The 26,309-nt window shown below is 73.2% G+C and carries 26 protein-coding genes; 14 read left to right on the top strand and 12 right to left on the bottom strand.

Annotated elements, in window-relative coordinates:
- Positions 1-5: 5 nt before the first annotated feature.
- Positions 6-209, bottom strand: a complete 204-nt coding sequence (locus tag DEI89_RS17515) for a hypothetical protein (RefSeq protein ID WP_111043803.1) — start codon at positions 207-209, stop codon at positions 6-8.
- Positions 210-431: 222 nt separating this feature from the next.
- Between DEI89_RS17515 and DEI89_RS00730 the strand changes: the two genes are divergently transcribed.
- From DEI89_RS00730 to DEI89_RS00710, 5 genes are all read left to right on the top strand, one after another.
- Positions 432-2,408, top strand: coding sequence for a TPM domain-containing protein (locus DEI89_RS00730; RefSeq protein WP_110902124.1), 1,977 nt, complete (start codon positions 432-434; stop codon positions 2,406-2,408).
- 48 nt (positions 2,409-2,456) lie between these two features.
- Entirely contained in the window at positions 2,457-3,179 is a 723-nt protein-coding gene (locus tag DEI89_RS00725) for a PspA/IM30 family protein (RefSeq protein ID WP_110902123.1), read from the top strand.
- 69 nt (positions 3,180-3,248) lie between these two features.
- A complete protein-coding gene (locus tag DEI89_RS00720; RefSeq protein WP_110902122.1) occupies positions 3,249-4,070 on the top strand; it encodes an arginase family protein in 822 nt (273 codons plus the stop codon).
- Positions 4,071-4,149: 79 nt separating this feature from the next.
- Positions 4,150-5,550 (top strand): NAD(P)/FAD-dependent oxidoreductase, encoded by a 1,401-nt coding sequence (locus DEI89_RS00715; protein WP_110902121.1) that lies wholly within the window; start codon positions 4,150-4,152, stop codon positions 5,548-5,550.
- A gap of 3 nt (positions 5,551-5,553) precedes the next feature.
- On the top strand, positions 5,554-5,910 hold the full coding sequence (locus DEI89_RS00710; RefSeq protein ID WP_110902120.1) for a Fe-S oxidoreductase: 357 nt from the start codon (positions 5,554-5,556) through the stop codon (positions 5,908-5,910).
- A gap of 502 nt (positions 5,911-6,412) precedes the next feature.
- Here DEI89_RS00710 and DEI89_RS00705 read toward each other — a convergent pair.
- Positions 6,413-7,240 (bottom strand): ABC transporter ATP-binding protein, encoded by an 828-nt coding sequence (locus DEI89_RS00705; protein WP_110902119.1) that lies wholly within the window; start codon positions 7,238-7,240, stop codon positions 6,413-6,415.
- Positions 7,237-8,148 (bottom strand): siderophore-interacting protein, encoded by a 912-nt coding sequence (locus DEI89_RS00700; RefSeq protein ID WP_110902118.1) that lies wholly within the window; start codon positions 8,146-8,148, stop codon positions 7,237-7,239. The genes DEI89_RS00705 and DEI89_RS00700 overlap by 4 nt, the downstream gene beginning before the upstream one ends.
- 63 nt (positions 8,149-8,211) lie before the next feature.
- Between DEI89_RS00700 and DEI89_RS00695 the strand changes: the two genes are divergently transcribed.
- The 6 genes from DEI89_RS00695 (at position 8,212) to DEI89_RS00670 (ending at position 14,268) form a co-directional block, all read left to right on the top strand.
- Positions 8,212-9,165 (top strand): alpha/beta fold hydrolase, encoded by a 954-nt coding sequence (locus DEI89_RS00695; protein WP_110902117.1) that lies wholly within the window; start codon positions 8,212-8,214, stop codon positions 9,163-9,165.
- Positions 9,166-9,275: 110 nt separating this feature from the next.
- Entirely contained in the window at positions 9,276-10,775 is a 1,500-nt protein-coding gene (locus DEI89_RS00690; protein ID WP_110902116.1) for an ABC transporter substrate-binding protein, read from the top strand.
- 10 nt (positions 10,776-10,785) lie between these two features.
- Positions 10,786-11,739 carry an ABC transporter permease gene (locus DEI89_RS00685; RefSeq protein ID WP_110902115.1) on the top strand — a complete coding sequence of 318 codons (954 nt, stop codon included), beginning with the start codon at positions 10,786-10,788 and terminating at the stop codon, positions 11,737-11,739.
- Positions 11,736-12,674 carry an ABC transporter permease gene (locus tag DEI89_RS00680; protein WP_258368576.1) on the top strand — a complete coding sequence of 313 codons (939 nt, stop codon included), beginning with the start codon at positions 11,736-11,738 and terminating at the stop codon, positions 12,672-12,674. The genes DEI89_RS00685 and DEI89_RS00680 overlap by 4 nt, the downstream gene beginning before the upstream one ends.
- Complete coding sequence (locus DEI89_RS00675) at positions 12,671-13,471, top strand: ABC transporter ATP-binding protein (RefSeq protein ID WP_110902114.1); 801 nt, start codon at positions 12,671-12,673, stop codon at positions 13,469-13,471. The genes DEI89_RS00680 and DEI89_RS00675 overlap by 4 nt, the downstream gene beginning before the upstream one ends.
- Positions 13,468-14,268 carry an ABC transporter ATP-binding protein gene (locus tag DEI89_RS00670; protein ID WP_110902113.1) on the top strand — a complete coding sequence of 267 codons (801 nt, stop codon included), beginning with the start codon at positions 13,468-13,470 and terminating at the stop codon, positions 14,266-14,268. The genes DEI89_RS00675 and DEI89_RS00670 overlap by 4 nt, the downstream gene beginning before the upstream one ends.
- Before the next feature lie 170 nt (positions 14,269-14,438).
- Here DEI89_RS00670 and DEI89_RS00665 read toward each other — a convergent pair whose 3' ends face one another.
- Positions 14,439-15,878, bottom strand: a complete 1,440-nt coding sequence (locus DEI89_RS00665) for an amidase (protein WP_110902112.1) — start codon at positions 15,876-15,878, stop codon at positions 14,439-14,441.
- A 71-nt stretch (positions 15,879-15,949) separates the two neighbouring features.
- Between DEI89_RS00665 and DEI89_RS00660 the strand changes: the two genes are divergently transcribed.
- Together DEI89_RS00660 and DEI89_RS00655 are read left to right on the top strand one after the other, a co-directional pair.
- The gene (locus DEI89_RS00660; protein ID WP_110902111.1) at positions 15,950-16,645 is read left to right on the top strand and encodes a hypothetical protein; all 696 of its coding nucleotides are present in this window, start codon (positions 15,950-15,952) and stop codon (positions 16,643-16,645) included.
- Positions 16,646-16,723: 78 nt separating this feature from the next.
- Positions 16,724-18,388 carry an ABC-F family ATP-binding cassette domain-containing protein gene (locus DEI89_RS00655; RefSeq protein ID WP_110902110.1) on the top strand — a complete coding sequence of 555 codons (1,665 nt, stop codon included), beginning with the start codon at positions 16,724-16,726 and terminating at the stop codon, positions 18,386-18,388.
- Positions 18,389-18,445: 57 nt separating this feature from the next.
- On the opposite strand, the gene DEI89_RS00650 is transcribed toward DEI89_RS00655, so the two are convergent.
- From DEI89_RS00650 to DEI89_RS00640, 3 genes are read right to left on the bottom strand one after another with little or no spacing between them, the layout of a single operon-like run.
- On the bottom strand, positions 18,446-19,780 hold the full coding sequence (locus tag DEI89_RS00650) for a cytochrome P450 (RefSeq protein WP_110902109.1): 1,335 nt from the start codon (positions 19,778-19,780) through the stop codon (positions 18,446-18,448).
- A gap of 53 nt (positions 19,781-19,833) precedes the next feature.
- On the bottom strand, positions 19,834-20,388 hold the full coding sequence (locus DEI89_RS00645) for a gluconokinase (RefSeq protein WP_110902108.1): 555 nt from the start codon (positions 20,386-20,388) through the stop codon (positions 19,834-19,836).
- Complete coding sequence (locus tag DEI89_RS00640; protein WP_110902107.1) at positions 20,385-21,917, bottom strand: GntP family permease; 1,533 nt, start codon at positions 21,915-21,917, stop codon at positions 20,385-20,387. The genes DEI89_RS00645 and DEI89_RS00640 overlap by 4 nt, the downstream gene beginning before the upstream one ends.
- A 218-nt stretch (positions 21,918-22,135) precedes the next feature.
- On the opposite strand from DEI89_RS00640, the gene DEI89_RS00635 reads away from it, so the two are divergent.
- A complete protein-coding gene (locus DEI89_RS00635; RefSeq protein WP_110902106.1) occupies positions 22,136-22,834 on the top strand; it encodes a FadR/GntR family transcriptional regulator in 699 nt (232 codons plus the stop codon).
- Between the two features lie 37 nt (positions 22,835-22,871).
- Here DEI89_RS00635 and DEI89_RS00630 read toward each other — a convergent pair whose 3' ends face one another.
- The 5 genes from DEI89_RS00630 to DEI89_RS00610 all read right to left on the bottom strand — a co-directional run bounded on the left by DEI89_RS00630 (position 22,872) and on the right by DEI89_RS00610 (position 26,304).
- Positions 22,872-23,483: a GNAT family N-acetyltransferase gene (locus DEI89_RS00630; RefSeq protein WP_110902105.1), complete on the bottom strand. Its 612-nt coding sequence runs from the start codon at positions 23,481-23,483 to the stop codon at positions 22,872-22,874.
- A 23-nt stretch (positions 23,484-23,506) separates the two neighbouring features.
- Positions 23,507-24,193, bottom strand: coding sequence for a uracil-DNA glycosylase (locus DEI89_RS00625; protein ID WP_110902104.1), 687 nt, complete (start codon positions 24,191-24,193; stop codon positions 23,507-23,509).
- 2 nt (positions 24,194-24,195) lie between these two features.
- Positions 24,196-24,915 carry a Type 1 glutamine amidotransferase-like domain-containing protein gene (locus tag DEI89_RS00620; protein ID WP_181421441.1) on the bottom strand — a complete coding sequence of 240 codons (720 nt, stop codon included), beginning with the start codon at positions 24,913-24,915 and terminating at the stop codon, positions 24,196-24,198.
- Positions 24,912-25,442 carry a phosphoribosyltransferase gene (locus tag DEI89_RS00615; RefSeq protein WP_181421440.1) on the bottom strand — a complete coding sequence of 177 codons (531 nt, stop codon included), beginning with the start codon at positions 25,440-25,442 and terminating at the stop codon, positions 24,912-24,914. The genes DEI89_RS00620 and DEI89_RS00615 overlap by 4 nt, the downstream gene beginning before the upstream one ends.
- Positions 25,443-25,527: 85 nt before the next feature.
- On the bottom strand, positions 25,528-26,304 hold the full coding sequence (locus DEI89_RS00610; RefSeq protein ID WP_111194277.1) for an SDR family oxidoreductase: 777 nt from the start codon (positions 26,302-26,304) through the stop codon (positions 25,528-25,530).
- Positions 26,305-26,309 lie beyond the last annotated feature (5 nt).

Genomic DNA, 26,309 nt, shown 5'->3' with positions numbered 1-26,309 from the left:
GCCCTTCAGGCGTGCGTGAGGGCGATGAGTGCGACGTTCATCGTCGCGTACTTGCCTTCGGACCGGGTGGCCTGGCGGACGCGGCCACGGAGGACCTCGTACCGGCCGTCGCTCTCGCGGACGAACCCGATCACACCGCTCAGCGGTGTCGACACGCGGTGGTACCCGTCCTCCAGTGGGACGACTTCTGCGGTGGTCGCTCGCTCCATTGCTGGACCCCTTCCTCGTTGACGTGGACTCACCATACCCCGTTTCGGGGGACACGCCTCCCGGATCGTCCGCATCCGGCTCGGAGCCACGGAGGCGAGACGGGGTACAGGTCGACGCCTCCTGACCGAGTTGTCCACAGCCCGGGCCGGTCCAGCGGGTGCCTGGATAGACTCCGGGCGACGGCCACGGACCAGGTCGACAGGACCACGGAAAGAGGACGGATGCGCGCGGTCGGAAGCAGGACGGACCCCGGTTCGGCGAGGGTGACGCGGCTGCTGTCGGGGATCGTCTCGGCGGTGGCCGCGGTGGCGCTCGTCGTGCTCCCCGCAGCGGGAGCGCAGGCCACGGCACCGGTCGACATCGGCAGCGCCTACGTCGTCGACGACGCCGGCGCACTGACCGACGCGCAGCAGGCCGACGTCGAGCAGGCCGTGCAGGAGCTCTACCAGGACACGCAGACGCAGCTCTACGTGGTCTTCGTCCCGTCGTTCACCGACCCGACCGACCACACGGCATGGGGCGCGGCGACGCTGCAGCGGAACCAGATCGAGACGGACGGCATCCTGCTGTCCGTCGCGGTCGACGAGCGGAACTACGACGTCCAGCAGACGAACGAGACCGCCATCAGCTCCGGCGACGTCGAGACCGCGGTCGACTCGGACCTGCTCCCCCGGCTGAAGCAGGGGCAGTGGGCCGCCGCCGCGACCGCGTTCGCCGCCGGACTCCAGCAGAGCCAGCAGCCCGCCGACCTGACCTGGCTGTGGATCCTGCTCGGCCTCGCCGTGCTCGCCGCCGTCGTCGCGGTCCTGGTGATCCGTACCCGCACCAGGCGCCGCACGGCCGCGGCACGCGAGCAGCAGGAGCAGACCCTCGCCGAGCTCGAACGCCGAGCCGGTGGCGCCCTCGTTACGATCGACGACGAGATCCGCACCGCCGAGCAGGAGGTCGGGTTCGCCGCGGCCCAGTTCGGCGACGACGCCGCGAAGCCGTTCGCCGACACCGTCGCGATCGCCAGACGCGAGGTCCGCAAGGCCTTCGCCCTCCAACAGCAGCTCGACGACGAGGTCCCGGACAGCGCCCAGCAGCGCGTCGACTGGTCGAACCAGATCATCGCGACGTGCGAGCAGGCCCACGCGGCGATCGAGTCCCAGACCGAGGCGTTCGACCAGCTCCGGGCGCTCGAGGAGACGGTGGACACCGCCTCCGCCGAACTCACGACGTCGCTCACCGCGGCTCCCGCCGCCATCGACGCAGCCCGTGCCGCTCTCGAGCGCGTCCGGAGCGCCTACACCGGCCGGACCCTCGCGACCGTGGCCGACAACGTCGACCAGGCAGGCGAGGTCCTGCGGTACGCCGACGAGCGCGCCGCCGCAGCCCGGACGGCCCTCGCCGCCGGTGACCGTGGCGGAGCGGTCGTCGCCGTCCGCGACGGCCAGCACGCACTGGCTCAGGTGCAGCAGCTCACCGGTGCCGTGACCGCGGCCGAGACCACCTTCGCCGACGCCGCGAGCCGCGCCGAGGCCATGCGCGCCGACATCGAGGGGGACCTCGCCGCCGCCGGCACCCTCACCACCGGTGGTGCAGACCTGGCCGCCGCCGTGGCGCGGGCGCAGCGGGTCCTCCGCGCCGACGTCGACCCCCGCGACCCGGTCGGCGCCGTCGACGCACTGACCAAGGCGAACACCGACATCGACGCGGCCCTCGCCAGCGCCCGCACCGCCGAGGAGCAGCACCGCCGCGCGACCCAGGCCCTCGACGCCGCACTGCGGGACGCCCGGAGCCGGATCACCCAGGCCCGCCAGTACGTCACCGTGCACCGCGGTGGTGTCGGCTCGACCGCGCGCACCCGTCTGTCCGAGGCCGAACGCGCGCTCGACGACGCCCTCGACCTCGCTGTGACCGACCCACAGCGTGCGCTGCAGGCGGCCCGTGCGGCCGAGCAGTACGCGGCCGCGGCCGTCGACGAGGCGAACAACGACATGGGCGGATGGCCCGGTGCCGGCGGGGGCATGGGTGGCGGCCGCGGTGGCGCACAGCTCGGCGGACTCGTCACCGGCATCGTCCTCGGCGGTCTGCTCGGCGGGCGTGGCGGCAGCTACGGTGGCGGCAGCTTCGGCGGCGGCGGCGGCTTCGGCGGCGGCGGCTTCGGTGGTGGCGGCGGCGGGGGCGGCGGCTTCTCCGGCGGCGGCCGGTTCTGACCAGACCTCTCGACCAACCAGCAGTCCATCCACGAAAGGGAACCAGCAATGGCAAAGCAGTCCATCTTCGGCCGCATCTCCACACTCGTCCGGGCGAACATCAACCAGCTGATCGACAACGCCGAGGACCCGCAGCTGATGCTCGACCAGCTCGTCCGCGACTACTCGAACAACATCGCGGACGCCAAGAGCGCCATCGCGCAGACGATCGGGAACCTCCGCCTGCTCGAGCAGGACAACGAGGAGGACGTCCGCGCCGCGCAGGAGTGGGGTCAGAAGGCCGCGAACGCCTCCGCCGCTGCCGACCGGTACCGCGCCGAGGGCAAGGCCTCGGATGCCGACAAGTTCGACAACCTCGCGAAGATCGCGATCGGCAAGCAGATCGCCGCTGAACAAGAGGTTCAGGACAACGCCGCACCACTCGCCACGCAGAACGAGCAGGTCGAGAAGCTCAAGCAGGGTCTCGCCGGCATGGAGCAGAAGCTCGAGGAGCTCCGGTCGAAGCGGAACACCCTCGTCGCCCGTGCCAAGACCGCCGAGGCGCAGTCGAAGGTCAACGACGCCCTGGGCAACATCGACATCACCGACCCGACGAGTGACCTGGCCCGCTTCGAGGAGAAGGTCCGCCGTGAAGAGGCGAAGGTCATCGGTCAGCAGGAGCTGCAGGCCTCCAGTCTCGACGCACAGTTCGAGAGCCTCGAGGACGTCGGCCGTGACGCCGAGGTCGAAGCCCGTCTCGCCGCCCTGAAGTCCGGCGGCCCGACGGTCTGACCCCGACGGGCCGGCACACGCACGACGACTGCTCCGGACGACGTCGGACCCGCCTGACAGACTGACAGGATGCGCTTCATCGTGGTCGGTCAGTGGCAGGGTTCGGCGTCGTCGCGCGCCATGCGGCTCGCGGATGGAGCAGCCGCCGTCGCAGCGGACCTCCCCCGCACGGCGACCACCACGATCGACGTGCCGACCGGTGCCGGCGACCGCCTCGACACCGCGGTCGCGCGGTACACCTCGGTGCTCACGGTCTCCGGCTCCGTCGCCGCGGAGGCGGCTGTCGCCACCGAAGCCGTCCTCGTGATCGGCGGCGACGGGTCCAGCGTGCTCGGCGCCTCCGTCCTGGTCGGGGCGGACACGGCCGTGGTGCGCCTCTCCGGGTCGAGCGGGTTCCGGGCGTTGAACCGCGCCCAGCCGGTCGCGGCCGAGACGGCCGCGCTGCGCCTCCTGGTCGACAGGCCGTCGGATCTGTTCCCGGACCTGCCGGTCGTCCCGGCGTCGTCGGTGGTGGTCGCGGGCACGCGCGGCACCGAGCCCGCCGAGGCGGCCGCTCTGGACCGGGCCGGGATCACCCACCTCGACGTGGACGCGGCGACCCCGGACACCGTCCGTGCCGCGGTCGAGCGCACCGGTGCCGGCAGCGTGTTCGTGCACGTCGACCTCGACGTCCTCGACCCCTCGCAGGTCGACGGGCTGCTCGAACCGGTCCCCTTCGGCATCGACGGCGCAGCCCTCGTCGCCCTGGTCCAGGCGGCCGCGGACGGACGACGGCTCGTCGGAGCAGCCCTGACCGGGTTCGCCCCGGTCGACCCGAGCCGTGCCGTCGAGGACCTGGGCGTGATCCTGCGGGTCGTCGGCGCCCTGACCACCGCGGCGCGCGCGGCCTGACGCACCCGTCGGGTCCGGTTCTCCACCGGGCGCACCGCTCCCGGCCGATGACCGCCCGGCGAAGGCTACGCTCGGCCACATGACGGACTACGACCTCATCGTGATCGGAGCCGGCGCTGTCGGCGAGAACGTGGCGGACTACGCCCACAAGCGCGGCCTGACGGTCGCCGTGGTGGAAGCCGAACTCGTCGGCGGTGAGTGCTCCTACTGGGCCTGCATGCCGTCCAAGGCACTGCTCCGCAGCAGCCACGCGGTCGCCGCCGCCAAGCGCGTGGCTGGCGCGGCGGAAGCCGTGACCGGTGACGTCGACGCGGCCGCCGTGCTCGCACGCCGCAACTCGTTCACGAGCAACTGGGACGACGCATCGCAGGTGCAGTGGCTCGAGTCCGCCGACATCGCACTGATCCGGGGCCGTGCCGTGATCACCGGCGAGAAGACCATCGAGGTCGACGGCACCACGTACACCGCACACGCCGTCGCCCTGGTCACCGGTTCGGTGCACACCCTGCCGCCGGTCCCGGGTCTGGCCGAGGCGAAGCCGTGGGGCACGCGGGAGGGCACCAGTGTGCAGGAGGTCCCGGAGAGCCTGCTCGTCATCGGTGGCGGCGTCGCCGGTTCCGAGCTGGCGACCGCCTGGGCAGCCCTCGGCGCGAAGGTGACGCTGGCCGCCCGCCACGGTCTCCTCGGCGGCATGGAGCCCTTCGCGGGCGAACTCGTCGCCGACGGCATGCGGGAGCTGGGCATCGACGTCCGCACCGGTGTGAACCCGACCCGCGTCGACCGCGACGAGCACGGGCTGGTCACCACCACCTTCGACGACGGCACGACCCTCGTCACGAGCGAGGTCCTCGCCGCGACCGGCCGCGCGCCCGGCACCGAGCACCTCGGGCTCTCCTCCGTCGGGCTGACCGACGGCGAGTGGCTCGACGTCGACGACACCATGCTCGTCACCGGCACCGACTGGCTGTACGCCGTCGGCGACGTCAACCACCGAGCGCTCCTCACCCACCAGGGCAAGTACCAGGCCCGCGCAGCCGGCGAGGTCATCGCGGCACGGGTCCAGGGCCGTCCGGTGCACGCCGAGCCGTGGGGCGCGCACGTCGCCACCGCGGACCACGCCGCGGTCCCGCAGGTCACCTTCACCGACCCCGAGGTCGCGAGCGTCGGCCTCACCGAGGAGCAGGCGCGTCAGCAGGGCATCGACGTCCGCGCGGTCGAGTACGACCTGGGCAGCGTCGCCGGCTCGGCACTGCAGGCGGACGGGTACACCGGCCGGGCGAAGATGGTCGTCGACGAGTCCCGCGGGGTCGTCGTCGGGGTCACCTTCGTCGGGCAGGACGTCGCCGAGATGCTGCACGCCGCCACCTTCGCGGTCGTGGGCGAGGTCCCGGTCGACCGGCTCTGGCACGCGGTCCCGGCGTACCCGACCATGAACGAGATCTGGCTGCGCCTGCTCGAGACCTACGGCCGCCCCGAGTAGCCGATGCGGAACCCGTTCGTCGACTCGCCGGTGTCCCGCGCGGGATGGCTCTTCGCGACCGCCGTGGGCCTGGCGATCGGGTTGCCGCTGTCGTCCGGACCCGTGCGGGTCGTCGACGGCTTGATCGTCTGCCGGGGACTGCCGCGCTGGGTCTTCCGGCGCGGTGGGACCTGCGTCGGCTCGGTCTACCTGACGCGGGACAACGACGGCGACCGGGTCCTGCGGCACGAGCGTGTGCACGTCGACCAGTGGCGCCGCTACGGCATGCTCATGCCCCTCCTCTACGGGATCTCCGGGCGGGACCCGCTCCGCAACCGCTTCGAGGTCGAGGCCGGGTTGGAGGACGGCGGCTACCGCTGACCCGCGTTGCCCGCGCTCGGCACCCGGCTCGGCTGGCGCCGCCTGGCGCCCGGCGCCCGGCGCCCGGCCCCCGGAGCCCGGCGCCGCCCGGCCACGCACAACAGCAACCGGCTCGAACCACGGGATCCCCCGGTTCGAGCCGGTTTCCGTTGTGCGGCGCCGTTCTGCGCCGCCGATCCGATCGAGCGCCCGGCAGAGGACAACCGGGCATCGTCCTCGCGCCGAACGGTCACGACAACGGATCCGCCGTTCGGTCACGTTCGGTCGTTCCGCGGCGCTGAGAACGACGATGTGGGACCACTCGACGGACCCGAGCCGGGCGCGGCAGCCCGTCTCAGCGCACGCGGCGGCCCGGCTCAGCGCACGCGGCGGCCCGGCTCAGCGCACGCGGCAGCCCGGGTCAGCGCGCGCGGCAGCCGGGCCCGACGCACGGCAGCCCGGCAGCCCGGCAGCCCGGCTCAGCGCACGCGGCGGCCCGGCCCGACGCACGCGTCAACCCGACTCAGCGCGAGCGGCGCGGGACGACCAGCGGCGTCCCGGTCTCCGGATCCGGCACGACCACGCACGGCAGCCCGAAGACGTCCGCGACGAGTTCCTCGGTGACGACGGACTCCGGCGTCCCCTGCGCGACGATCACGCCGTCCCGCATCGCGATCATGTGCGTGGCGTAGCGGGCCGCCTGGTTGAGGTCGTGCAGCACCGCGACGACCGTGCGCCCGGCGGCGTGCAGCGTGGACGCCAGTTCGAGCACGTCGTACTGGTGCGCGATGTCGAGGAACGTCGTCGGCTCGTCGAGCAGCACGATGTCGGTCTGCTGCGCGAGCACCATCGCGATCCACACCCGCTGCCGCTGCCCGCCGGAGAGTTCGTCGACGCCACGGTCGGCGAGCCCCAGGATGTCGGTCTGCGCCAGGGCCGCCTGCACGACCTGTCGATCGGTCCCGCTGGAGGGGTGCAGCAGGTCCTGGTGGGGGAACCGTCCGCGCGCCACGAGGTCCCGCGCGGTGATGCCGTCCGGGGCGATCGGCGTCTGCGGCAGCATCGCGACCCGCCGGGCGACGGCCTTCGGGCGGTACGACGTGATCGGCCGACCGTCCAGGTACACGGTGCCGGCCGAGGGCTTGAGCGTCCGGGCCAGGGCCTTGAGCAGCGTCGACTTGCCGCACGCGTTCGGCCCGACGATGACGGTCAGTTCGCCGTCCGGGACGTCCACGTCGAGGTCCTGCACGACGACCCGGTCGTCGTACCCGAGCCGGAGACCCCGGGCTCCGAGCGCGGTGACCGGTGCCTCCGGCGTGAGGACGGTCGCCGGACGACCGGCAGGACTCAACACTCCGCCTTGCCGTGCCGCCAGTACCCCATGAACGCGACCTGCTTCCGGTCCAGGCCGATGCTCCGCACGAGGTGACGACGGAGCTCCTTGACGCAGCCGGCCTCCCCCGCGATCCAGGCGTACACGGGCAGGTCGTCGTCCTCACGCGGGACGTCCCAGAGCACCTGCTCGTCGACGTCCACGTCGACGAGTTCGGCCGTGGCCGCAGCGCGTCGGTCGGCGACGAGCGGGTCCGGTGCCACGGTCGAGGCCCAGGCGTGCACGTGGTCCGTCATCCGGGCCCCGTGCGAGGCGCCGTTGCGGGCGATCCAGCGGACCTCGACCCCGGCGGGCGCCGTCACCGGCAGCCGGTCGGCGTCGGTCGGGACCTCGATGAAGACGTGTCCGACGGCGCTGACGTCGAGGGCTTCGAGGATGGCGCAGATCGCGGGCGCGGCGGTCTCGTCCCCGGCGAGCAGGATCCGGTTCGCGGACCCGGGCGAGAACTCGGCAGCGCCGGACGGCAGGTCGGCCGGCGATTCCGGGACGCTCGGCCCGACGATCCGCAGTTCGTCACCGACGCGGCACGCGGACACCCACCGCGATGCGGGGCCGGCGTCCCCGTGGGCGACGAAGTCGATGTCGAGCTCGTGGGCGTCGGGCCGGAACGAGCGGACCGTGTAGGTGCGGATCGGGTTCCGGGTCGCGTCCGGCAGGGCACGCCACGCGGCGAACCAGTCCTGGCCCTCGGGCAGGTCCGAGAACCCGTGGCCCTCGAGCGGCAGGAGCACCTTGATGCGCTGGTCGAGACCGACGGCGGAGAAGTCAGCGAGCTCGTCACCCGTCAGCGTCACCCGGACGAAGTGCGGGGTGAGCGACGTGACGGCGGCCACACGGACGGAGAAGACACGGTACCGGGCTGCCACACCTCGAGTATGGCATGCCTAACCTAACGAAGAAAGGGCGCGAGGCACTGCGACACTGGTCGGGTGTCCGAGCACGATGACGAATTCGCCGACGTCCCCGCCCTGGCAGCTGCGAGCGGCGTGACCGAGCCGCTCCGCGCCTCCCGTCAGGAGGTCCCGACCGACGACGGTGGGGCGGTCTCCGCGATCCGCTGGTCGCGCACCAGCCCGCCGGCAGTCGGACGGGAGGCGCGGATCACCTACCTGCACGGGCTCGGCATCGACGCACACAGCTTCGATCAGACCGCGGTCGCGATCGACCAGCCGGCCGTCGCGCTCGACCTGCCCGGGCACGGCCGCTCGGCCTGGCGGGAGGACGCGGACTACGCGGCGACCGCAACGGCGCCGACCGTCCTCGCCGCCCTGGACACCCTGGACGTGCCGCCCGGGCTGGTCGTCGGCCACTCACTCGGCGCGATCCTGTCCGCGCGGCTCGCCGCCCTCGCACCCGAGCGGGTCACCGGTCTCGTGCTCGTCGACATGTCGCCGGACTTCGCGCAGCGGGCCGTCGACCGGATCGCCCGGGCGCTGGAGTCCGAGGAGCCGTTCGCGAGCCTCGACGAGGTCGTCGAACGGGCGATGGCGGCCCGCGTCGGTGGGGACGAAGCGACGCTCCTCCGCGAAGCGCGGCACTCCACCCGGGTCGGCGCGGACGGACGACTCGTGCGGCGGCACCACTTCCCGCACCTCGGCGGTCGCACGTCGTCCGTCGGGCGGTTCGCGGACGCGTGGCCGGACCTCGAGCAGCTCGACGTCCCGCTGCTGCTCGTCCGCGGCGACCGGGGGTACGTCTCCCCCAAGCTGCACCAGGCGTTCGCCCAGCGGCTGCCGGACGCCACGATCGTGACGGTGGAGTCGCGGCATTCCGTGCAGACGCAGGCGCCGCTCGCCCTCGCGGACGCGATCCGGGAATGGGCGACGGCTCACGGCTTGTTGGATGGCGTCGAAGAACCCCCCGAGACTTCGTCCGAGACCTGACACCGCCGGTGCCCGGCCGCCCGGTAGCCTCGTGCGAGCGTCGCTGACGACCGTCGTCGCGCCGCCCTCGTCCCGGCCCTCGTGGGTCTGGCTCCGGGAAGGAACCCAGCATGCGTCCGCTCCACCGCACCGCCCTGGCCGCGGCAGCCCTCGCCGTCGCGACCTCGGTCGCCCTGACCGGCTGCTCCGGCGGCTCCGACGACACCCGGGGCGGCGCCGACGGGACGGTCCGGGTCGGCCTGGTGCTCGAACCGACCAGCCTCGACATCCGCACCCAGTCCGGCAACGCGCTCGATCAGGTGCTCATCGACAACGTCTACCAGGGGCTCGTCGGACGGACCGCGGACGGGAAGGTCCGCGACGTGCTGGCGTCCTCGCACGAGGTGTCCGACGACGGCCTGACCTACACGTTCACGCTGCGCGACGGTGCGACCTTCCAGGACGGCGAGCCGGTCACCGCGAAGGACGTCGTCTGGTCGTTCGAGGACGTCAAGGCGCACGAGTCGTACGTCGACGCGGACGACCTCGCCGCGGTGGAGACCGTGGCCGCCACCGGGGACGACACCGTCACACTGACCCTCTCGAAGCCGGACTCGGACCTGCTCTGGAACCTCACCGGCCGCGCGGGCCTGGTCCTCGAGCAGGCGGCCGACAACGACCGGACGAAGACCGCCAACGGCACCGGGCCGTTCGAGGTCGCCAGCTGGAAGCAGGGCGACTCGCTCACCTTCCGCCGGAACCCGGACTACTGGGGAGCGAAGGCGAAGGTGGCGAAGGTCGTCTTCCGGTACATCACCGACCCGTCGACGGCCGTCAACGCGATGGCCGGCGGGGACCTCGACGTCGAGACCGCGGTCGACGGCACACTGAAGAGCCAGCTGCAGGACACCTCCGGCGTCACACTGCACACCGGCAAGACGACCGACAAGTACACGCTCGCGTTCAACGACCAGAAGGCACCCTTCGACGACGTCCGCGTCCGCAGGGCGATCCGGCAGGCCATCGACCCGAAAGCCGTGATCAAGGCCATCGGCGGCGGCGGCGTGGAGCAGGGCGGCCCGATCCCCGCGCTCGACCCCGGCTACCAGGACCTGACCGACATCGACGCGTACGACCCCGCCGCGGCGAAGAAGCTCCTGCGGCAGGCCGGCGTCACGAAGCCGACGCTCACCCTGACCTACGCCAACGTGTACCCCACGGCGATCGGCGATGTCCTGACCTCCGAGCTCGCTGAGGTCGGCATCACGCTCAAGGTGCAGCGCGTCGACTTCGCGACTTGGCTCGATTCGGTGTTCGAGAAGAAGGACTTCGACCTCAGCATGGTGAACCACACCGAGGCGCGGGACTTCGGCAACTGGGCGAACCCGGACTACTACTTCGGGTACGACAACCCGGAGGTCCAGCGGCTCTACGCGGCCTCGCTGGTGACCACCGACCAGGCCGAGAAGGTGCGCGCCCTGCAGCAGGCGGCGAAGATCGTCAGCGAGGACGCCGCAGCCGAGTGGCTCTACACGGCGACCACCACGACGGCGGTCCGCGACGGGGTCACCGGCTTCCCGTTCGACAGCACCACGACTCGCTTGGACCTGGCGGACCTCGCCGTCTCGTAGCATCGGAGTCGTGACCCGATTCCTCGTCGGGCGGGTGCTCCTGCTCGCCGTCGGACTGCTCGTGGCGAGCCTGATCGTCTTCGCGACGCTCCGCGTGCTCCCCGGTGACGTCGCGCAGGTCGTCGCGGGCGCCGAGGCGACGCCCGCCCAGGTCGCCGCGCTCCGCGAGCAGCTCGGGCTCGACCGGCCCGTTGTGCTGCAGTACCTCGACTGGATCGGCGGCCTGTTCCGCGGTGACCTCGGCGACTCGCTGGTCACCCGTGGCCCGGTCGCTCCGGAGATCGCGCAGAAGCTCGCGGTGACGCTGCCGCTCGCCGGCATGTCCCTCGCGGCAGCGCTGGTGATCGGCGTCCCGCTCGGCGTCCTCGCCGCGGTGCTCCGGCGCCGACCCGGCGGCGCGGTCATCTCCGCCGTCGCGCAGGCCGTCGCCGCGATCCCGGTCGTCTGGGCCGGCATGCTGCTCGTCGCCCTGTTCGCCGTGACGCTGCACTGGCTGCCCGTGCAGGGCTTCCCGCTCGACGGCTGGGACACGCCGGGCCGGGCGTTCGCGGCGCTCGTCCTGCCCGCGCTGACCATCGGCGCGGTCGAGGGAGCCGTCATCCTCCGCTTCACCCGGTCCGCGACGCTGTCCGTCCTCGACGCCGACCACGTCCGCACCGCGGCGGCCGTCGGCTTGACGAAGAACCGGGCGCTCCTCCGCCACGGCCTGCCGAGCGTCGCGCTGACCGTGCTCGCCGTTCTCGGTGTGCAGATCGCCGGGCTGCTGGTCGGAGCCGTCGTCGTCGAGCAGCTGTTCTCGCTGCCCGGGGTCGGCCGCATGCTCGTCACCGACGTCGGCCGGCGCGACATCACGAAGGTGCAGTCCGAGCTCCTCGTGCTCACCGGTCTCGTGCTGCTGGTCGGGTTCGCCGTCGACGTGCTGCACCGCGTGCTCGACCCGAGGCAGCGCGAGGCCTCGTCGTGAGCGCGCTCGGCCGGCTGCTCCGGACCCCGACCGGACTGTTCGCCGTCGTCGTCCTCGGGCTGCTCGTCGTCCTGGCCGCGGTGTCGCTCGTCTGGACGCCCGAGGACCCGTTCCGCACCGACCCGTTCCACCAGTGGGAGCGCCCGAGCGCCGCGCACTGGTTCGGCACCGACGGGGTCGGCCGCGACATCGCCAGCTACCTGCTCGCCGGCACCCGGACCACGCTCCTCGTCGCGGTCGGCGCCGGGGTCATCGCCAGCGTCGTCGGCATCGTCCTCACCGCGATCGGCTCCCTCACCGCCCGCTGGGTCCGCGAGGCCACGGCGGTGCTCCTCGACGTCCTGGTCGCCTTCCCCACCCTCCTCACCGCGATGCTCCTCACCGCCGTGTACGGCGGGTCGCTCGGCGTCGTCGTGGTGTCCGTCGGGCTGGCGTTCGGCGTCACCATCGCCCGGGTCGCCCGCGGCGAGATCCGGCGCATCGCCCGGAGCGACTACGTCGTCGCAGCCCGCGCGTCCGGGGTCGGCCCGCTCGGTGTGCTGTTCCGCCACCTGGTGCCGAACGCGGCGCCGCTGTTCACCGTGCAGCTGTCGCTCGCGATGGCGACCGCGGTCCTCGCCGAGGCCGGGCTGTCCTACCTCGGCTACGGCGCCGACGCGGGCACGGCGTCCTGGGGGCGCCTGCTGTCCGACCTGCAGACGTACATCGGGGTGCACCCGTGGAGTGCGACCTGGCCGGGTGCGGCGATCGCGCTCGTGGTGATGGCGCTGTCCCTGCTCGGCGACGCGGTCCGGGACGCCACCGACCCTCGGCTGACGACAAGTCGGCGGGGGCCGGACGCGGCTCCCGCACCCGGCACCGCAGTGGGCACGCCCGACACACCCGACACCCGCGGCACGACCGGCACGGTCAGCGGAACGGAGGGCATCGCATGAGCACCGGAACGGCGACGACCGGCCTCGAGGTCCGCGGCCTGACGGTCCGGATCGCGGGGCGGACGGTGCTCGACGACGTGACGTTCACCGTGCCTCCTGGCCGTCGCGTCGGCGTGATCGGCGCGTCCGGGTCGGGCAAGTCGATGACCTCACTCGCCCTGATGGGCCTGGAACCCGCCGGTGCGACCGTCACCGGCAGCATCCGCCTGGACGGACGGGAGCTCGTCGGCCTGCCCGACCGCGAGCGTGCACGCACCCGCGGCGCGGCGATCGGGATGGTGTTCCAGGAGCCGGGGACCGCCCTCGACCCGCTCCGGCGCGTCGGCAGGCAGATCGTCGAGCCGCTCCGGCTGCACCGGGGTCTCGACCGGCGCGCCGCCGCCGAGGCCGCCGTCGGACTCGCCCGGGACGTCGGTCTGCCCGACCCGGAACTGCTGCTCCGGCAGTACCCGCACCAGCTGTCCGGCGGGCAGCGGCAGCGGATCTGCATCGCGATGGCGATGGCGGGCGAGCCCGCGTTCCTCGTCACCGACGAGCCGACCACGGCCCTCGACGTGACCACGCAGGCGCGGATCCTCGACCTGTTCGAGTCGCTCACGGCCTCCAGGGGGACGGGGATGCTGTTCGTGACGCACGACCTGGCGGTTCTGTCGCGGATCGCGGACACGGCGGTCGTCCTGGAGGCCGGACGTGTCGTCGAGCACGGCCGCGTCGCCGACCTGCTCGCCACGCCCGGGCACCCCGCCACACTCGCGCTCGTCGAGGCAGCCCGCGCCACCGCCAGGAGGACCTCGTGACGGAGCCCGACACCGCCGCTCCGGCCCTCGCCGGCGCGGACCTCAGCCGCACGTACCGGCTTCCCCGACGTGGCCCCTTCGAGCCCGGCGCGGTCCGCACCGCCTTGGACGGCGTCGACCTCATCGTCCCGTCCGGCGCACGGCTCGGGATCGTCGGTGAGTCCGGGTCCGGCAAGTCGACGCTCGTCCGCCTCCTCGCCGGGCTGGAGGCCCCCACCACCGGCACGGTCCACGCTTCTGGCCGCCCTGTGGACGCGCGGGCATCGGCCGCGTCCTCGCGCTGGTTCCGGCGCGAGACCGGCATCGTGTTCCAGGACCCGGTCGCCTCGCTCGACCCGCGGATGCGCGTCGGTGCGATCGTAACCGAACCGCTCCGGGCACTCCGTGTCGCCGGCGACCACCGCGCGATGGTCGCGGCGGTCCTGGAACGGGTGGACCTGCCCGCCGACGCCGCCGACCGGTACCCGCACGAGTTCTCCGGCGGGCAGCGCCAGCGGATCGCGATCGCCCGGGCGGTGGTGCACCGACCGCGGATCCTGTTCGGGGACGAGCCGATGAGCGCCCTCGACGTGGTGGTCCGTGCCCGCGTGATCGACCTGTTCCGCTCGTTCGTGGACGACCTCGGGGCGACACTCGTGCTCGTCTCGCACGACATCGGGGTCGTGCAGCGCCTGTGCGACACCGTCGCGGTGATGTCGGCGGGGCGGATAGTGGAGCACGGCCCGGTGTCCCTGCTCGACGCGCCGACGCACGAGGTCACCCGGGCCCTGGTCGCGGCCGCGCCGACGCTGCCGTAGGCGCGTGGGAGGCGCGTGGGAGGCGCACGAGTGTGGTCCGTCGAGGTTCCAGAAGACCGGCACCTCGACGCGCGAGATGCCGCAATCGCGGCATCTCGGCGGAGAGCATGCGGCAAGTCGTGACCACTCGACGGCCGGGCCGGAGCGCGCCTCCGGCAGCAGCGCCCGCGCTACCAGCCAGCCGGGTGCCGCCGCTGCCAGCGCAGTCGGCGCTCGAGCTGCGCCCCGATCGCCAGGAGCACCCGCTCACCCCCCGGGCGCCCGATGAGCTGCACGCCCATCGGCAGCCCCGCGCCGTCCGGGTGCCCCTCGCCCGTGACCCCGACGGGCAACGAGATCGCGGGCAACCCCGACACGTTCGCCATCGACGTCCAGGGTGAGTACGCGCACTGGCGACGGAAGTCCTCCTCCGGGTCGTCGCCGTACCAGCCGAGCGGTCTCGGGGTCATGGCGAGCGTCGGGCTGAGGACGGCGTCGAAGCGGTCGAACGCGCGGATCAGGGCGACCGAGAACGCGTCGAGCCCGGCCATCGCGTCGAGCACCTGCGTGCCAGTGAGGGCCCGACCGCGCTCGACCAGCCAGGCGACGAGGGGCGTCAGGGCGCGCAGGTCGATGCCGGGGATCCGGGCGATGCCGGCGCCGGAGGACTCCCACGCCACCTGGAACGACTCGGCGTACGGGACGCGCGGCATCGCCACCTCCTCGACCCCGTGCCCGACCTCGCCGAGCACACGGACGGCGGTGTCCACGGCCTCCCGCGCGGCCGGGTCGACCACCACGTCGACGAAGTCGTCCCACGGCGAGCCGTCGAGCAGGCCGACGACGAAGCGCCCCTCACCGCGGACGGCGGCCGCGGTGAACGGCCCCTCGCCGACGTGGGGCGCCACGAGCGCGTACGGCTGCCGCTCCGGCACCCCGGTCGGAGCCACGAGTGCGTCGAGCAGCATCCCGGCGTCGGCGACGGTCCGGGTGAGCGGCCCGGCGACAGCGAGTCCGCCCAGCCCGGAACGCCCGGGCATCGACGGCACCCGACCACGACTCGGCTTGAGTCCGACCAGGCCGGTGGCCGCGGCCGGGATCCGCACCGAGCCTCCGCCGTCCGACCCGACGGCCGCCGGCAGCAGCCCGGCCGCGACGGCGACGGCGGCGCCGCTCGACGACCCGCCCGGGGCACGCGCGGTGTCGTACGGGTTGCGGGTGGTGCCGAAGCGCGTCTCGGAGGAGGACGACATGCCGAACTCGGGCGTCGCCGTCTTGCCCAGGCTGATCGCCCCGGCGTCGTCCAGGGCGGTGACGAGCGGATGGTCGACCGTCGCCGGGTCACCCGGCAGGGCGAGCGTCCCGGACCGGGTGGGGACGCCGCGCCGGTCCGTCAGGTCCTTGTCTCCGGACGGGAGGCCCCACAGCGGTCGCGACGTCGGCACCAGGTCGCCGAGGTGGTCGGCCCGGGCACGCGCGGCCTCGGCGGTGACGGTCACGAGCGCGCCGAGCTCCGGGTCGAGCCGCTCGATGCGGGCGAGGTAGTGGTCGGTGACCTCGCGGGCGGTGGTGTCACCGCGGCGGATCCAGTCCCAGAGTTCCTGCGCGGACAGGTGGTGGAGTTCGAACACGGACCGAGCCTAGGCCGACGTGTCGCTCCCCGGCCCTTGACCGACCGCCTCGATGAGACCAGGCTCGGCGCATGGACCACGGCGGAGTGCTCAGTGCGGATGCGCCCGACCCGGAGATCGCGCGCCGGGCCGCGGCCCGCTCGCTGGGGTTCGGCATCGCCGGGCTCGTCGCACAGCGGCATCTCGAGGACTTCGGTTCCGTCGGCGTGCAGACGGGCGAGTCCGACGGCATCCGCGACAGCGCGACCGTGTCGCGGCAGTACACGCTCTGGCGGAACCCGGAGGACCACGACGACCCGGTGAACCTGGCGACGATGGACGACGAGCGGCGACGGTCCCTGGAGGAGGTCCCGCCCTGGCCACGCCCGGATTGGCTCGTCGCCACGGTCGAGCGGATGCGGTACCCGATGCTGTGGGAGGCGGTCCAGACCCACTGGAGCCGGCGCGGTACCAGCCGCCCGTCACCTGCCGAGACCCTCGTGCAGCACGTGCAGTACGTCCTCGTCAACGGGTACCGCGAGGAACTCGCCCTCCCGGAGTCCACCGAGGACCCCTGGCCCACCCTGGTCGACGAACGGAGCGTCCAGTCCGGACACCCCGTCCTGGTCGACGGCGTCGAGCGCCCCGGGCTGCTCCTCGACACGGACCCCTTCGTGCTCGGCCTGGCGACCGAGCTCGACGACGGGCGACTCCTGACGGCGGTGCTCCCCCGCGACGAGCTGCCCCTGCTCACCGTCGCATTCGACTCGGCCGCACCGCTCGACTGACGGGAGGCGCGGGGCGGCCCGGCACCGCGCCTCCCGTCCCGGTCCGTGGCGGCCCCGGCGAGGTGGGACGATGTGGGGATGACCGCCACGCTCGTCGCCAAGGGGCTCGCCGGCGGCTACGCCGCCCGCACGCTGTTCGACTCCCTCGACCTCACGGTCGCACCCGGTGACGTGATCGGCGTCGTCGGCGTCAACGGCGCGGGCAAGTCCACGCTGCTCCGTCTGCTGGCCGGGGTCGACGAGCCGCTCGCCGGGACCGTGTCCCTGTCCCCGACGGATGCGTTCGTCGGCTGGCTGCCGCAGGAGCACGAGCGGGTGCCCGGTGAGACCGTCGCCGGGTACGTCGCCCGCCGGACCGGGTGCGCGGACGCGGCGGCGGAGATGGACACGACGGCGCTGGCCCTCGGCGAGCCGGACGCCGGGGGCGCCGCAGCGGACCGGTACTCGGTCGCCCTCGAACGGTGGCTGGCCTCGGGTGCCGCGGACCTGGACGAGCGGATGCCGGTGGTGCTCGCCGACCTCGGCCTGACCCTCGACGCACCCGACGGCTCGGTCACGGCGGACTCGCTGATGACCTCGCTGTCCGGCGGACAGGCGGCCCGGGTGGGGTTGGCGGCGCTGCTGCTCTCGCGGTTCGACATCGTGCTGCTCGACGAGCCGACGAACGACCTGGACCTCGACGGGCTGGACCGGCTCGAGGAGTTCGTGCGCGGCCTGCGCGGCGGCGTCGTCCTGGTCAGCCACGACCGCGAGTTCCTGGCCCGCTCGGTGACGGCGGTCCTGGAACTCGACCTGGCGCAGTCGTCGAACCGGCTGTTCGGCGGTGGCTACGACGCGTACCTCGAGGAACGCGAGATCGCCCGTCAGCACAAGCGCGACGCGTACGACGAGTTCGCGTCCACCAAGGCCGACCTGGTCTCACGGGCTCGGACGCAGCGCGAGTGGTCGAGCCAGGGCGTGCGGAACGCGATGAAGAAAGCGCCGGACAACGACAAGATCCGCCGCAAGGCCGCCAGCGAGTCGAGCGAGAAGCAGGCGCAGAAGGTCCGGCAGATGGAGTCGCGGATCGCCCGGCTGGACGAGGTCGAGGAGCCGCGCAAGGAGTGGCAGCTCGAGTTCACGATCGGCCAGGCGCCGCGGTCCTCGGCCGTCGTCGCGACCCTGTCGAACGCCAGCTACGAGCAGGGCGACTTCACCCTCGGCCCGGTGTCGCTGCAGGTGAACGGCGGCGACCGGATCGGCATCACGGGCCCGAACGGCGCCGGCAAGTCGACGCTGCTGCGGGCGCTGCTCGGCCGGCAGGAACCGACGAGTGGCACGGCGTCGATCGGGTCGAGCGTGGCGGTCGGCGAGGTCGACCAGGCCCGGTCGCTGTTCACCGGGTCCGAGCCTCTGGCCGCCGTGTTCGAGGGACTGGTCCCCGAGATGAACACCGCGGACGTCCGCACCCTGCTCGCGAAGTTCGGGCTGAAGGCCGACCATGTCGGACGGGCCGCCGGTGAGCTCTCGCCGGGCGAACGGACTCGGGCCGGCCTGGCGCTCCTCCAGGCTCGCGGGGTGAACGTGCTCGTGCTGGACGAGCCGACGAACCACCTGGACCTCGTCGCGATCGAGCAGCTCGAGCAGGCGCTCGAGTCCTACGAAGGCACGCTGCTGCTGGTCACCCACGACCGGCGGATGCTCGACACCGTGCAGCTCGACCGGCAGTGGCGGGTCGAGGCCGGGCGGGTCACCGAGGTCTGATCCGGGAGGTCGGCGCGCTCCGTCCCGCCCCGCCCGATGTCGTCCGGTGGGACGGGGTCAGTGGCCGCCGCCGCGGTGGAACGGGCAGCCGCCGGATCCGGACGCCCGCGATCGGCCGCCGGCGACATCACCCGGGGACCGGGAGGCCCGGACCCGGCCACCGGACGCGGGCTTGGTGGGCAGGCGGCGACGGTCGACGTCGAGCCCCTCGTCGAGGACGCTCAAACGCGGGTCGCTCAGGGTCGCGACCGAAGAGGCGAGTGCGACGATCGCGAGCTTCTCCCCCGGGCACCGATGGCCGGTCGCGACGTCGCCGCCACCGTGCGGGACGAACGTCTCGATCGCCTCGTAGTCGTCGACGCCGAGGAACCGATCCGGGTCGAAGCGGTCGGCGTCGGGCCACGAACGGTCGTCGGTGTCGGTGCCGAGGAGGTCGAGCAGGACCCGGCCGCCGCTCGCGAGTCGTTCGCCGCCGATGTCGAGGTCCTCGGTCGCCCACCCGGGCAGCATCGGCACGAACGGCGCCGTCCGGCGGATCTCCTGCGCGAAGGCGGTCGCGAGGGGCCCGCCGGCGAGCGAGCGTCGGGTGACGGACTCCTCGGCGATCCGGGCACGCCACTCCGGCCGGTCGTGCAGTTCCTTCGCGGCGAACGCGACGAACCGGGCGACCGCGATGAGCGGACGGATGCTGTTCTGGAGCTCCACGCCGGCGGTCACCGCGGGCAGCAGGACGCCGGAGCGGTCACGGTGCCACGCCCACTCGTACAGCGCCGTGCCCTCAGCCGGGTCGAGATCGCCGTCCCGGACTGCCCGGACCAGGCGTTCCGCGTGTCGGTTCGACCACCACCGGTTCCGGACGGCGAGCAGGTACTCGGGCGAGTACGGCACACCGAACCCGTCGACGATCTGCGCGAGGCGTGCTGCCCACCGGGTCTTCGCGGCCGGCGTGCCGGGCAGACCCGCCCACCGCATGCCGGCACGGCCGAACACACCGACGGCGGCGTCGTAGGCGGACCGCTGCCCGCCGCCGAGCCACTCGTCGAGTTCCCGGTGCCACTCCTCGGCGATGAGCGGGGTGAGGCGGGCGACCTGCTCGTCCTCGTACGCGACGTCGACGAAGGTCGCCTTGCGGTGCCGGTGCTCGGCGCCGTCGAGGCTGTGCACGGACCCGTCGCCGAACAGCGTCTGCTGAACGATCGCCGGCATCGCACCGTGTCGGGCGACCCGGTCGCTGTAGAACAACTCGACACCCTCGGCACCGCGGACCAGCAGCGCGTCACGGAGCAGGAAGCGCATCGGCACCGCCCTGGCACCGTCGGCCGCCCGGCGCCAGACGTGGGCGCCGAAGCCGTAGCCGCGGGTGAGCAGGGACGGGGAGTCGTCGACAGGCATGCCCCCATGCTGCCGACGTCCGCCCGTCCGCCCTCTCAAGCGGGGCGGTCCCGTCAGGCCGTCCGGAACCCCAGCAGCTCGAGCACCTCGGCGGACTCCTCCTCCGGTGAGCGGTCGGCGGTGACGGTGAGATGCGCCTCGTCCGGCTGCGGCGGCTCGAGGGTCGCCAGCTGCGATGCGAGCAGGGACGCCGGCATGAAGTGCCCGGACCGCGAGGACATCCGCTCCTCGAGCAGGGCCCGGTCCGCGGCGACGTGCACGAAGACCACCCCGGAGGCCCGCAGCACGTCCCGGTACGACCGCTTCAGTGCCGAGCAGGTCACCACCCCGTTCGTCCCGGCGTCGAGGTGGCCGCGGATCCAGCCGGCGACGACGTCGAGCCACGGCCAGCGGTCCTCGTCCGTCAAGGGTGTGCCGGCGTGCATCTTCGCGACGTTCGCCTCGGGGTGCATGCTGTCCCCCTCCGCGAACTCCCACCCGAGCTCGTCGGCGACCATCGCCGCGACGGTGGACTTGCCGGAACCGGAGACGCCCATCACCACGAGCACCCGGGAGTCCAGCGTCCGGGACTCCGAGCGGGGCTGCCGTCCGTCCGACTGCCCGCTCATCTGATGAAGATCCCGGCGACGAGCACGCCGACCAGACCGATGACCGAGATCAGGCACTCGAGCACCGACCACGACTTGAAGGTCTGTCCCACCGAGGTGTTGAGGTACCCCTTCACCAACCAGAACCCGGCGTCGTTGACGTGCGACAGGAACACCGACCCGGCGCCGATCGCGAGCACGAGCAGTGACGTCATCGGCGACGACAGGTCGTGGGCGATCGGGGCCATGATGCCCGCGGCCGTGACGGTCGCGACGGTGGCGGACCCGGTGGCGACGCGGACGAGCGCGGCGACCACCCAGGCGACGAGGAGCACCGAGACGCCGGAGTCCTTGACCGCGTCGGCGATCACGCCGCCGATGCCCGTGTCGATGAGCACCTGCTTGAAGCCACCGCCGGCACCGACGATGAGGAGCACCCCGGCGACCGGTGGCAGCGCGCTCTCGAGCGACTTCGCGACCGCGGACCGGTCCATGCCGCCGCCGATCGCGAAGAAGACCATCGCGTAGACGGTCGCGATGCCGATCGCGATCATCGGCGTCCCGAGGAAGTCGAGCACGCCCACCCAGGCACCACGCGCGTCCGGGGCCGTGGCCTCGCGGATCGCCTGCGCGAGCATGAGCACGACGGGCAGCAGGATGCCGACCAGCGCGACGGCGAACGACGGGCTGCGTGGCTCGCTGATCACCCGCGTGAAGTCGCTCTTGCCGTGGGGCAGGGACGCGGTGTCCTCCGAGGCGGGGGTGCGGCGGGCCTCCCGGCCGGAGTGCGCGGGGTCCTCGCCCCGTGCGCCGAAGATGTCCGGCACCGGGACGTCGACCCAGCGCGCCGCGAAGCGGGCGAAGACCGGGCCGGCCAGGACGATGACGGGGATCGCGAGCACGATGCCGAACGCCAGCGTCGTGCCGAGGTCCGCACCGACCGTCGAGACGGCGACCAGCGGACCGGGATGCGGCGGGACGAACGCGTGCATCGTGGAGAGCCCGGCGAGGGCCGGGATCGCGATCTTCATGATCGGGACGGAGCTGCGCCTCGCGACCAGGACGATGATCGGGATGAGCAGGACCAGGCCGACCTCGAAGAACATCGGCAGGCCGATCAGCGCACCGATCAGTGCCATCGTCCAGGGCAGCGCCGCGGCCGAGGACCGCCGGACCAGGGTGTCGACGACCCGGTCAGCGGCGCCGGAGTCGACGAGGAGCTTGCCGAACATCGAGCCGAGGCCGACGAGGATCCCGACGCTCGTCATGGTCGCGCCGAAGCCGTCCCCGAAGCTCGCCACCGCCTTCTCCGGGGCGAGCCCGGCACCGATGCCGACGCCGAGCGCACCGATCGTCAGGGCGACGAAGGGGTGCACCTTGAGCCAGGTGATGAGGGCGATGATCACCACGATGCCGATGAGCGCAGCGATGACGAGTTGCGGGATCGAACCGGACGGGTCGACCGTCTCGGTGCCCGCGGCGAGCACGTGGCCCGGCGGGAGCGAGCTCACGCCGAGCGGGCTGGCCGCGGTGGTCTGGAGGTGAGGCATCTGTGCCCCTTCCTGGAGCAGCTCCTGCGCTGCTGCCGTCCTGCTGCTGGTGCCGGGTGGACCGGGGTGCTGATCCCAGCCGCGGTCGCCGGTGCAATAATCTGATTAATCAGACTACATCGTCGTCGTCCGCGCGCCACCCGGACTCAGGCGCAGTCTGCCGCTGCAATGGTCACCGCGTCACACATCCGCGTGACGAGGTCCGACGAGGAGGAACGATGCCGACACCCGGCGGCCTGCACGCCCACGTGCTCGACACGCTCGGTCAGCGCATCGTCGACGGCACCCTCGTCCCCGGCACCGTGCTCCGCCCGGACGACGTCGTCGCCGAGTTCGGCGTCTCGCGGTCCGTCGTCCGCGAGGCACTGCGTGTCCTGCAGTCCCTCGGGCTGGTCGAACCACGACAGCGCGTCGGGACACAGGTGCAGCCCGCGACCCGGTGGGAGCTGCTGTCCCCGTCGGTGATCCGCTGGCGGGGCACCTCCGGGGCGTACTTCACCCAGCAGCGCGAACTCCTGGACCTCCGGCTGGGCATCGAGCCGGTCGCCGCAGGCCTCACCGCGGAACACGGCGGGGCGGCGGCCGACGCCGTCCTCACCGCCGCGCAGGAGATGGTCGCCGCAGCGTCCGCGGGTGACGGGCGCGCCTACCTCGACGCCGACGTCCGCTTCCACCGCGCGCTGCTCACCGGCTCCGGCAACGCGGTCTTCGCCCACTTCGCGGGCACCGTCGAGGCGCTGCTGCGCACCCGGACGAGCGAGCCGCGGGACACGATCACCGGGTGGACGGCGGGGGCGGCGGCCCGGCACGACGCCGTCGGTCGGGCGGTCGTCGGCCGGGACGCCCGGGTCGCCTCCGCCGCGGCCGCCGACCTGGTGCGCACCACCCGGGACGAGTTCGTCGCCGAAGCAGGTTGACGACGGGTCCGGACGGGGTCTCGTTCGGCGGTCGACGTCAGTCGCGCGGACCGAACAGCGGCTTGCGGGTGCTCCGCAGGCGCAACCGCATCGTGACCGTGCCGAGCCACCGGTCGTACTTGTAGCCGACGCGGCCCATCCGTCCGACCTCCTCGAAGCCGAGCCGCTCGTGCAGCCGGATCGACGCGTCTGCGGACCGGTCGGCGATCACGGCGATCACCTCCCGCACGCCGACGGTCCGACAGGCTTCGAGCAGCGCCTCCATCAGCGCCCGGCCGAGGCCCTTGCCGCCCGCCGCGGCGCCGAGGTAGATGGAGTCCTCGACCACCCGGTTCGACCGGTCGCGGATGTTCCACGGCTCGACGAGCGCGTACCCCAGCACCTGTCCGGACGGGTTCTCCGCGACCAGGAACGGCAGCTTGCGACGCTGGACCTCGTCGAACCGCTTCTTCCACGCCGCGAAGGTGAACGCGGCCGCGTCGAAGGTCACGGACGAGTTGCGCACGTAGTGCGTGTGGATCTCGCGGACCTCGGGCAGGTCCGCGGCCGTGACGGGACGGATCGCGTACGCGAACGCCGGCTCGACCGGCGCCGGGGCACGCAGGTGGCGCGGCAGGACGCGCCGCTGCTGGTATTCCTCCTCGAGCACGACACGAGCCTACGGGAGGCCCGTCACGCCTCCGTCGGCAGTGTCCACTCGACGGGGTCGGCCCCCTGGGCGACGAGCAGGTCGTTCACGGCCGAGAACGGGCGGCTGCCGAAGAACCCGCGGGAGGCGCTGAGCGGGCTGGGGTGGGCCGACGCCACGACCGGGGTGTCACCGAGCAGCGGTCGGACCGACGCGGCCTGCGCACCCCAGAGCACGGCGACGAGCGGACGGTCGCGGGCGACGAGCGCCTCGACCGCCCGCTCGGTCACCCGTTCCCAGCCCTTGCCGCGGTGGCTGGCGGGTTCGCCGACGCCCACCGTCAGCACGCGGTTGAGCAGCAGCACGCCCTGGTCCGACCAGGCGCGGAGGTCACCGTGCGGCGGCGGCGTGACGCCGAGGTCGTCGTGGAGTTCGCGGTAGACGTTCTGCAGGCTGCGCGGGACCGGCCGCACGTGCGGGTCGACGGTGAAGGACAGCCCGATCGGGTGTCCGGGCGTCGGGTACGGGTCCTGGCCGACGACGAGCACCTTCACCCGGTCGAACGGCTCCTCGAAGGCGCGGAGCACGGCGGGACCGGCGGGCAGGTACGGACGACCGGCCTCGGTCTCGGCACGGAGCCAGGCGCCGATGCGGTGGACGTCGTCCTCGACGGGCGCGAGCGCTGCCGCCCAGCCCGGGTCGACCAGGTCGGCGAGGGGCTTCGGCTGCACGCTCAGGCGCCCATGGTGGCGACCGAGACGGACTCGTCGCCCGCCACCACCCGCCAGACGCTCCCCGTGCCCCGGACCTCGAGGGCGCCTTCGCCGACGACCAGCGTGGTGTCCTCGTCGACGGCCAGGCCCGCGGTGACGAACTCGGCCTCGGCGGCCGCGACCAGGCGGGCGAGGGTGCCGGCCTGGACCGCGTGGACGTCGATGGTCAGGTCGACGAGCCCGAGCCCTTCGCGGAGCTCGACCTCGTCGAGCCCCTCGGACGCGGCCTCGGGACACACCTCGACGCCGCCGATGCGGAAGCCGCCGACCAGGGCGCGGTCCGCGGCGATCATCGCGCCGGCGGAGTAGCCGAGGTAGGGCAGCCCGTCGGAGACGAGCAGGCGGATCTGGTCGACGAGCGGAGCGACGGCGTCCAGGTAGTCGGGGGTACGACCGCCGCCCACGACGAGGGCGTCGACGTCGCTGAGGACCGTGGTCTCGAAGACCGCGCCCGCCGCGACCTCGGTCACCAGCACCTCGGCGGCACGGGACCCTCCGAGGACCTCGGCGATGTCCGCGGTCGACGACGGCGAGGCCCCGTCCGCGGAGGCGACGGAGAGCAGTGCGATGCGCGGGACGGTCCGTCCCACGGCGGCCGAGCGGGCGGTGGCCTCGGCGGTGAAGGCCGCGGCGGCATCCGCGGCGACGAAGGGGCCGCCGCCGACGAGGTGGATGCTCACGACTCGGCCGTCACCGGTGCGAGGGCGCTCCACGGGAATGTGATCCAGCCGTCGACACGACGCCACACGTGGTCCGGCTCGAGGACGGTGCCGGGCTTCGAGTACAGGCAGGCGCTGCGGACGTCGGCGCCGGCGCTGCGGATGATGTCGACCACCAGGGCCAGGGTGCGTCCGGAGTCGGACACGTCGTCGACGACCAGGACCCGCTTGCCGGCGAGGCTCGGTGCGTCGAGGGCCGGAGCGAGCACGACCGGCTCCTCCAGGCGCTGCTCCACGTCCGTGTAGAACTCGACGTTGATCGAGCCGCACTGCTTGGTGCCGAGGGCGTAGGCGACGGCACCGGCGATGATGAGCCCACCACGGGCGACGGCCACGACGACCTCGGGCTCGAAGCCGGCGGACAGGACGTCCTTCGCGAGCAGCCGGGCTGCGTCGCCGAACTCGAGCCAGCCGAGCACCTCCGGTCCGCTCGTCACGGTCACGGTCGACGAGGCGGGAGACTCCGCGGGTTCGCTGCTGATCGGCATCCGCCCACGGTACCGGCAGGGATGCTCCGCCCGCGACCCGTGATCGCCGCCCGGGCGCTGCGGGCCCCGCGCCGTGGCCCGGCCGCTACGCCTTCGGGGTCAGCGGCCCGCGGGCGAGCTTGTGCTGCGCCGACTGCGCGACCGGCCGGACGGTCACCAGGTCCAGGTTGACGTGGGCCGGCAGTTCGACGGCGTGCACGATCGCCTCGGCCACGTCGTCGGCGACCAGTGGTGCCTCCACCCCGTCGTAGACCGCCGCGGCCGCGTCGCTGTCGCCGCCGAACCGCACCAGTGCGAACTCGTCGGTCTTCACCATGCCCGGCGCGATCTCGACGACCCGGATCGGTTCGCCGTTCAACTCGAGTCGGAGCACGCCGACCAGGGCGTGCTCGGCGTGCTTCGCGGCGACGTACCCGCCGCCGTTCTCGTAGGCGACGAAGCCCGCCGTGCTCGTCACGGTCACGACGTCCGCGCCGCCGGTCTCGCCGGCACGACGACGGAGTGCCGGCAGGAGGGCAGCGGTGACGCGCTTCGTGCCGAGGACGTTCACCTCGAACATCGCCCGCCAGTCGTCGACGTCGCTGTGCTCGACCGAGGCCGACCCGAACGCTCCCCCGGCGTTGTTGACGAGCACGTCCGCGCCGCCGAGCTCGTCCACCCGTGCGGCGAGCGCCGCGACGTCGGCGGAGTCCGTGACGTCGACGACCAGGGTGTCCGCGCCGGTCTCCGCGGCGAGCGCCTCGAGCCGGTCGGCTCGGCGGGCGACGGCGAGGACGTCCCACCCGTGTCGGCGGAACAGGCGGACGGTGGCGGCGCCGATGCCCGAGCTGGCTCCGGTGACGACGGCTCGACGTGTGGTCACGATGC

This window comes from Curtobacterium sp. MCBD17_030, from assembly GCF_003224255.1.
Lineage (GTDB): Bacteria > Actinomycetota > Actinomycetes > Actinomycetales > Microbacteriaceae > Curtobacterium.
The sequence above is the reverse complement of the archived record's forward strand: the minus strand, read 5'-3'. Positions and strand labels throughout refer to the sequence as shown.

What these genes read in the sequence shown, in the direction of transcription:
- DEI89_RS00650 (WP_110902109.1), bottom strand. Translation starts at nt 19,780, where the DNA reads ATGCCTGTCGACGACTCCCCGTCCCTGCTCACCCGCGGCTACGGCTTC.
- DEI89_RS00675 (WP_110902114.1), top strand. Translation starts at nt 12,671, where the DNA reads ATGAGCACCGGAACGGCGACGACCGGCCTCGAGGTCCGCGGCCTGACG.
- DEI89_RS00645 (WP_110902108.1), bottom strand. Translation starts at nt 20,388, where the DNA reads ATGAGCGGGCAGTCGGACGGACGGCAGCCCCGCTCGGAGTCCCGGACG.
- DEI89_RS00660 (WP_110902111.1), top strand. Translation starts at nt 15,950, where the DNA reads ATGGACCACGGCGGAGTGCTCAGTGCGGATGCGCCCGACCCGGAGATC.
- DEI89_RS00715 (WP_110902121.1), top strand. Translation starts at nt 4,150, where the DNA reads ATGACGGACTACGACCTCATCGTGATCGGAGCCGGCGCTGTCGGCGAG.
- DEI89_RS00640 (WP_110902107.1), bottom strand. Translation starts at nt 21,917, where the DNA reads ATGCCTCACCTCCAGACCACCGCGGCCAGCCCGCTCGGCGTGAGCTCG.
- DEI89_RS00730 (WP_110902124.1), top strand. Translation starts at nt 432, where the DNA reads ATGCGCGCGGTCGGAAGCAGGACGGACCCCGGTTCGGCGAGGGTGACG.
- DEI89_RS17515 (WP_111043803.1), bottom strand. Translation starts at nt 209, where the DNA reads ATGGAGCGAGCGACCACCGCAGAAGTCGTCCCACTGGAGGACGGGTAC.
- DEI89_RS00690 (WP_110902116.1), top strand. Translation starts at nt 9,276, where the DNA reads ATGCGTCCGCTCCACCGCACCGCCCTGGCCGCGGCAGCCCTCGCCGTC.
- DEI89_RS00710 (WP_110902120.1), top strand. Translation starts at nt 5,554, where the DNA reads ATGCGGAACCCGTTCGTCGACTCGCCGGTGTCCCGCGCGGGATGGCTC.
- DEI89_RS00725 (WP_110902123.1), top strand. Translation starts at nt 2,457, where the DNA reads ATGGCAAAGCAGTCCATCTTCGGCCGCATCTCCACACTCGTCCGGGCG.
- DEI89_RS00615 (WP_181421440.1), bottom strand. Translation starts at nt 25,442, where the DNA reads ATGCCGATCAGCAGCGAACCCGCGGAGTCTCCCGCCTCGTCGACCGTG.
- DEI89_RS00720 (WP_110902122.1), top strand. Translation starts at nt 3,249, where the DNA reads ATGCGCTTCATCGTGGTCGGTCAGTGGCAGGGTTCGGCGTCGTCGCGC.
- DEI89_RS00635 (WP_110902106.1), top strand. Translation starts at nt 22,136, where the DNA reads ATGCCGACACCCGGCGGCCTGCACGCCCACGTGCTCGACACGCTCGGT.
- DEI89_RS00655 (WP_110902110.1), top strand. Translation starts at nt 16,724, where the DNA reads ATGACCGCCACGCTCGTCGCCAAGGGGCTCGCCGGCGGCTACGCCGCC.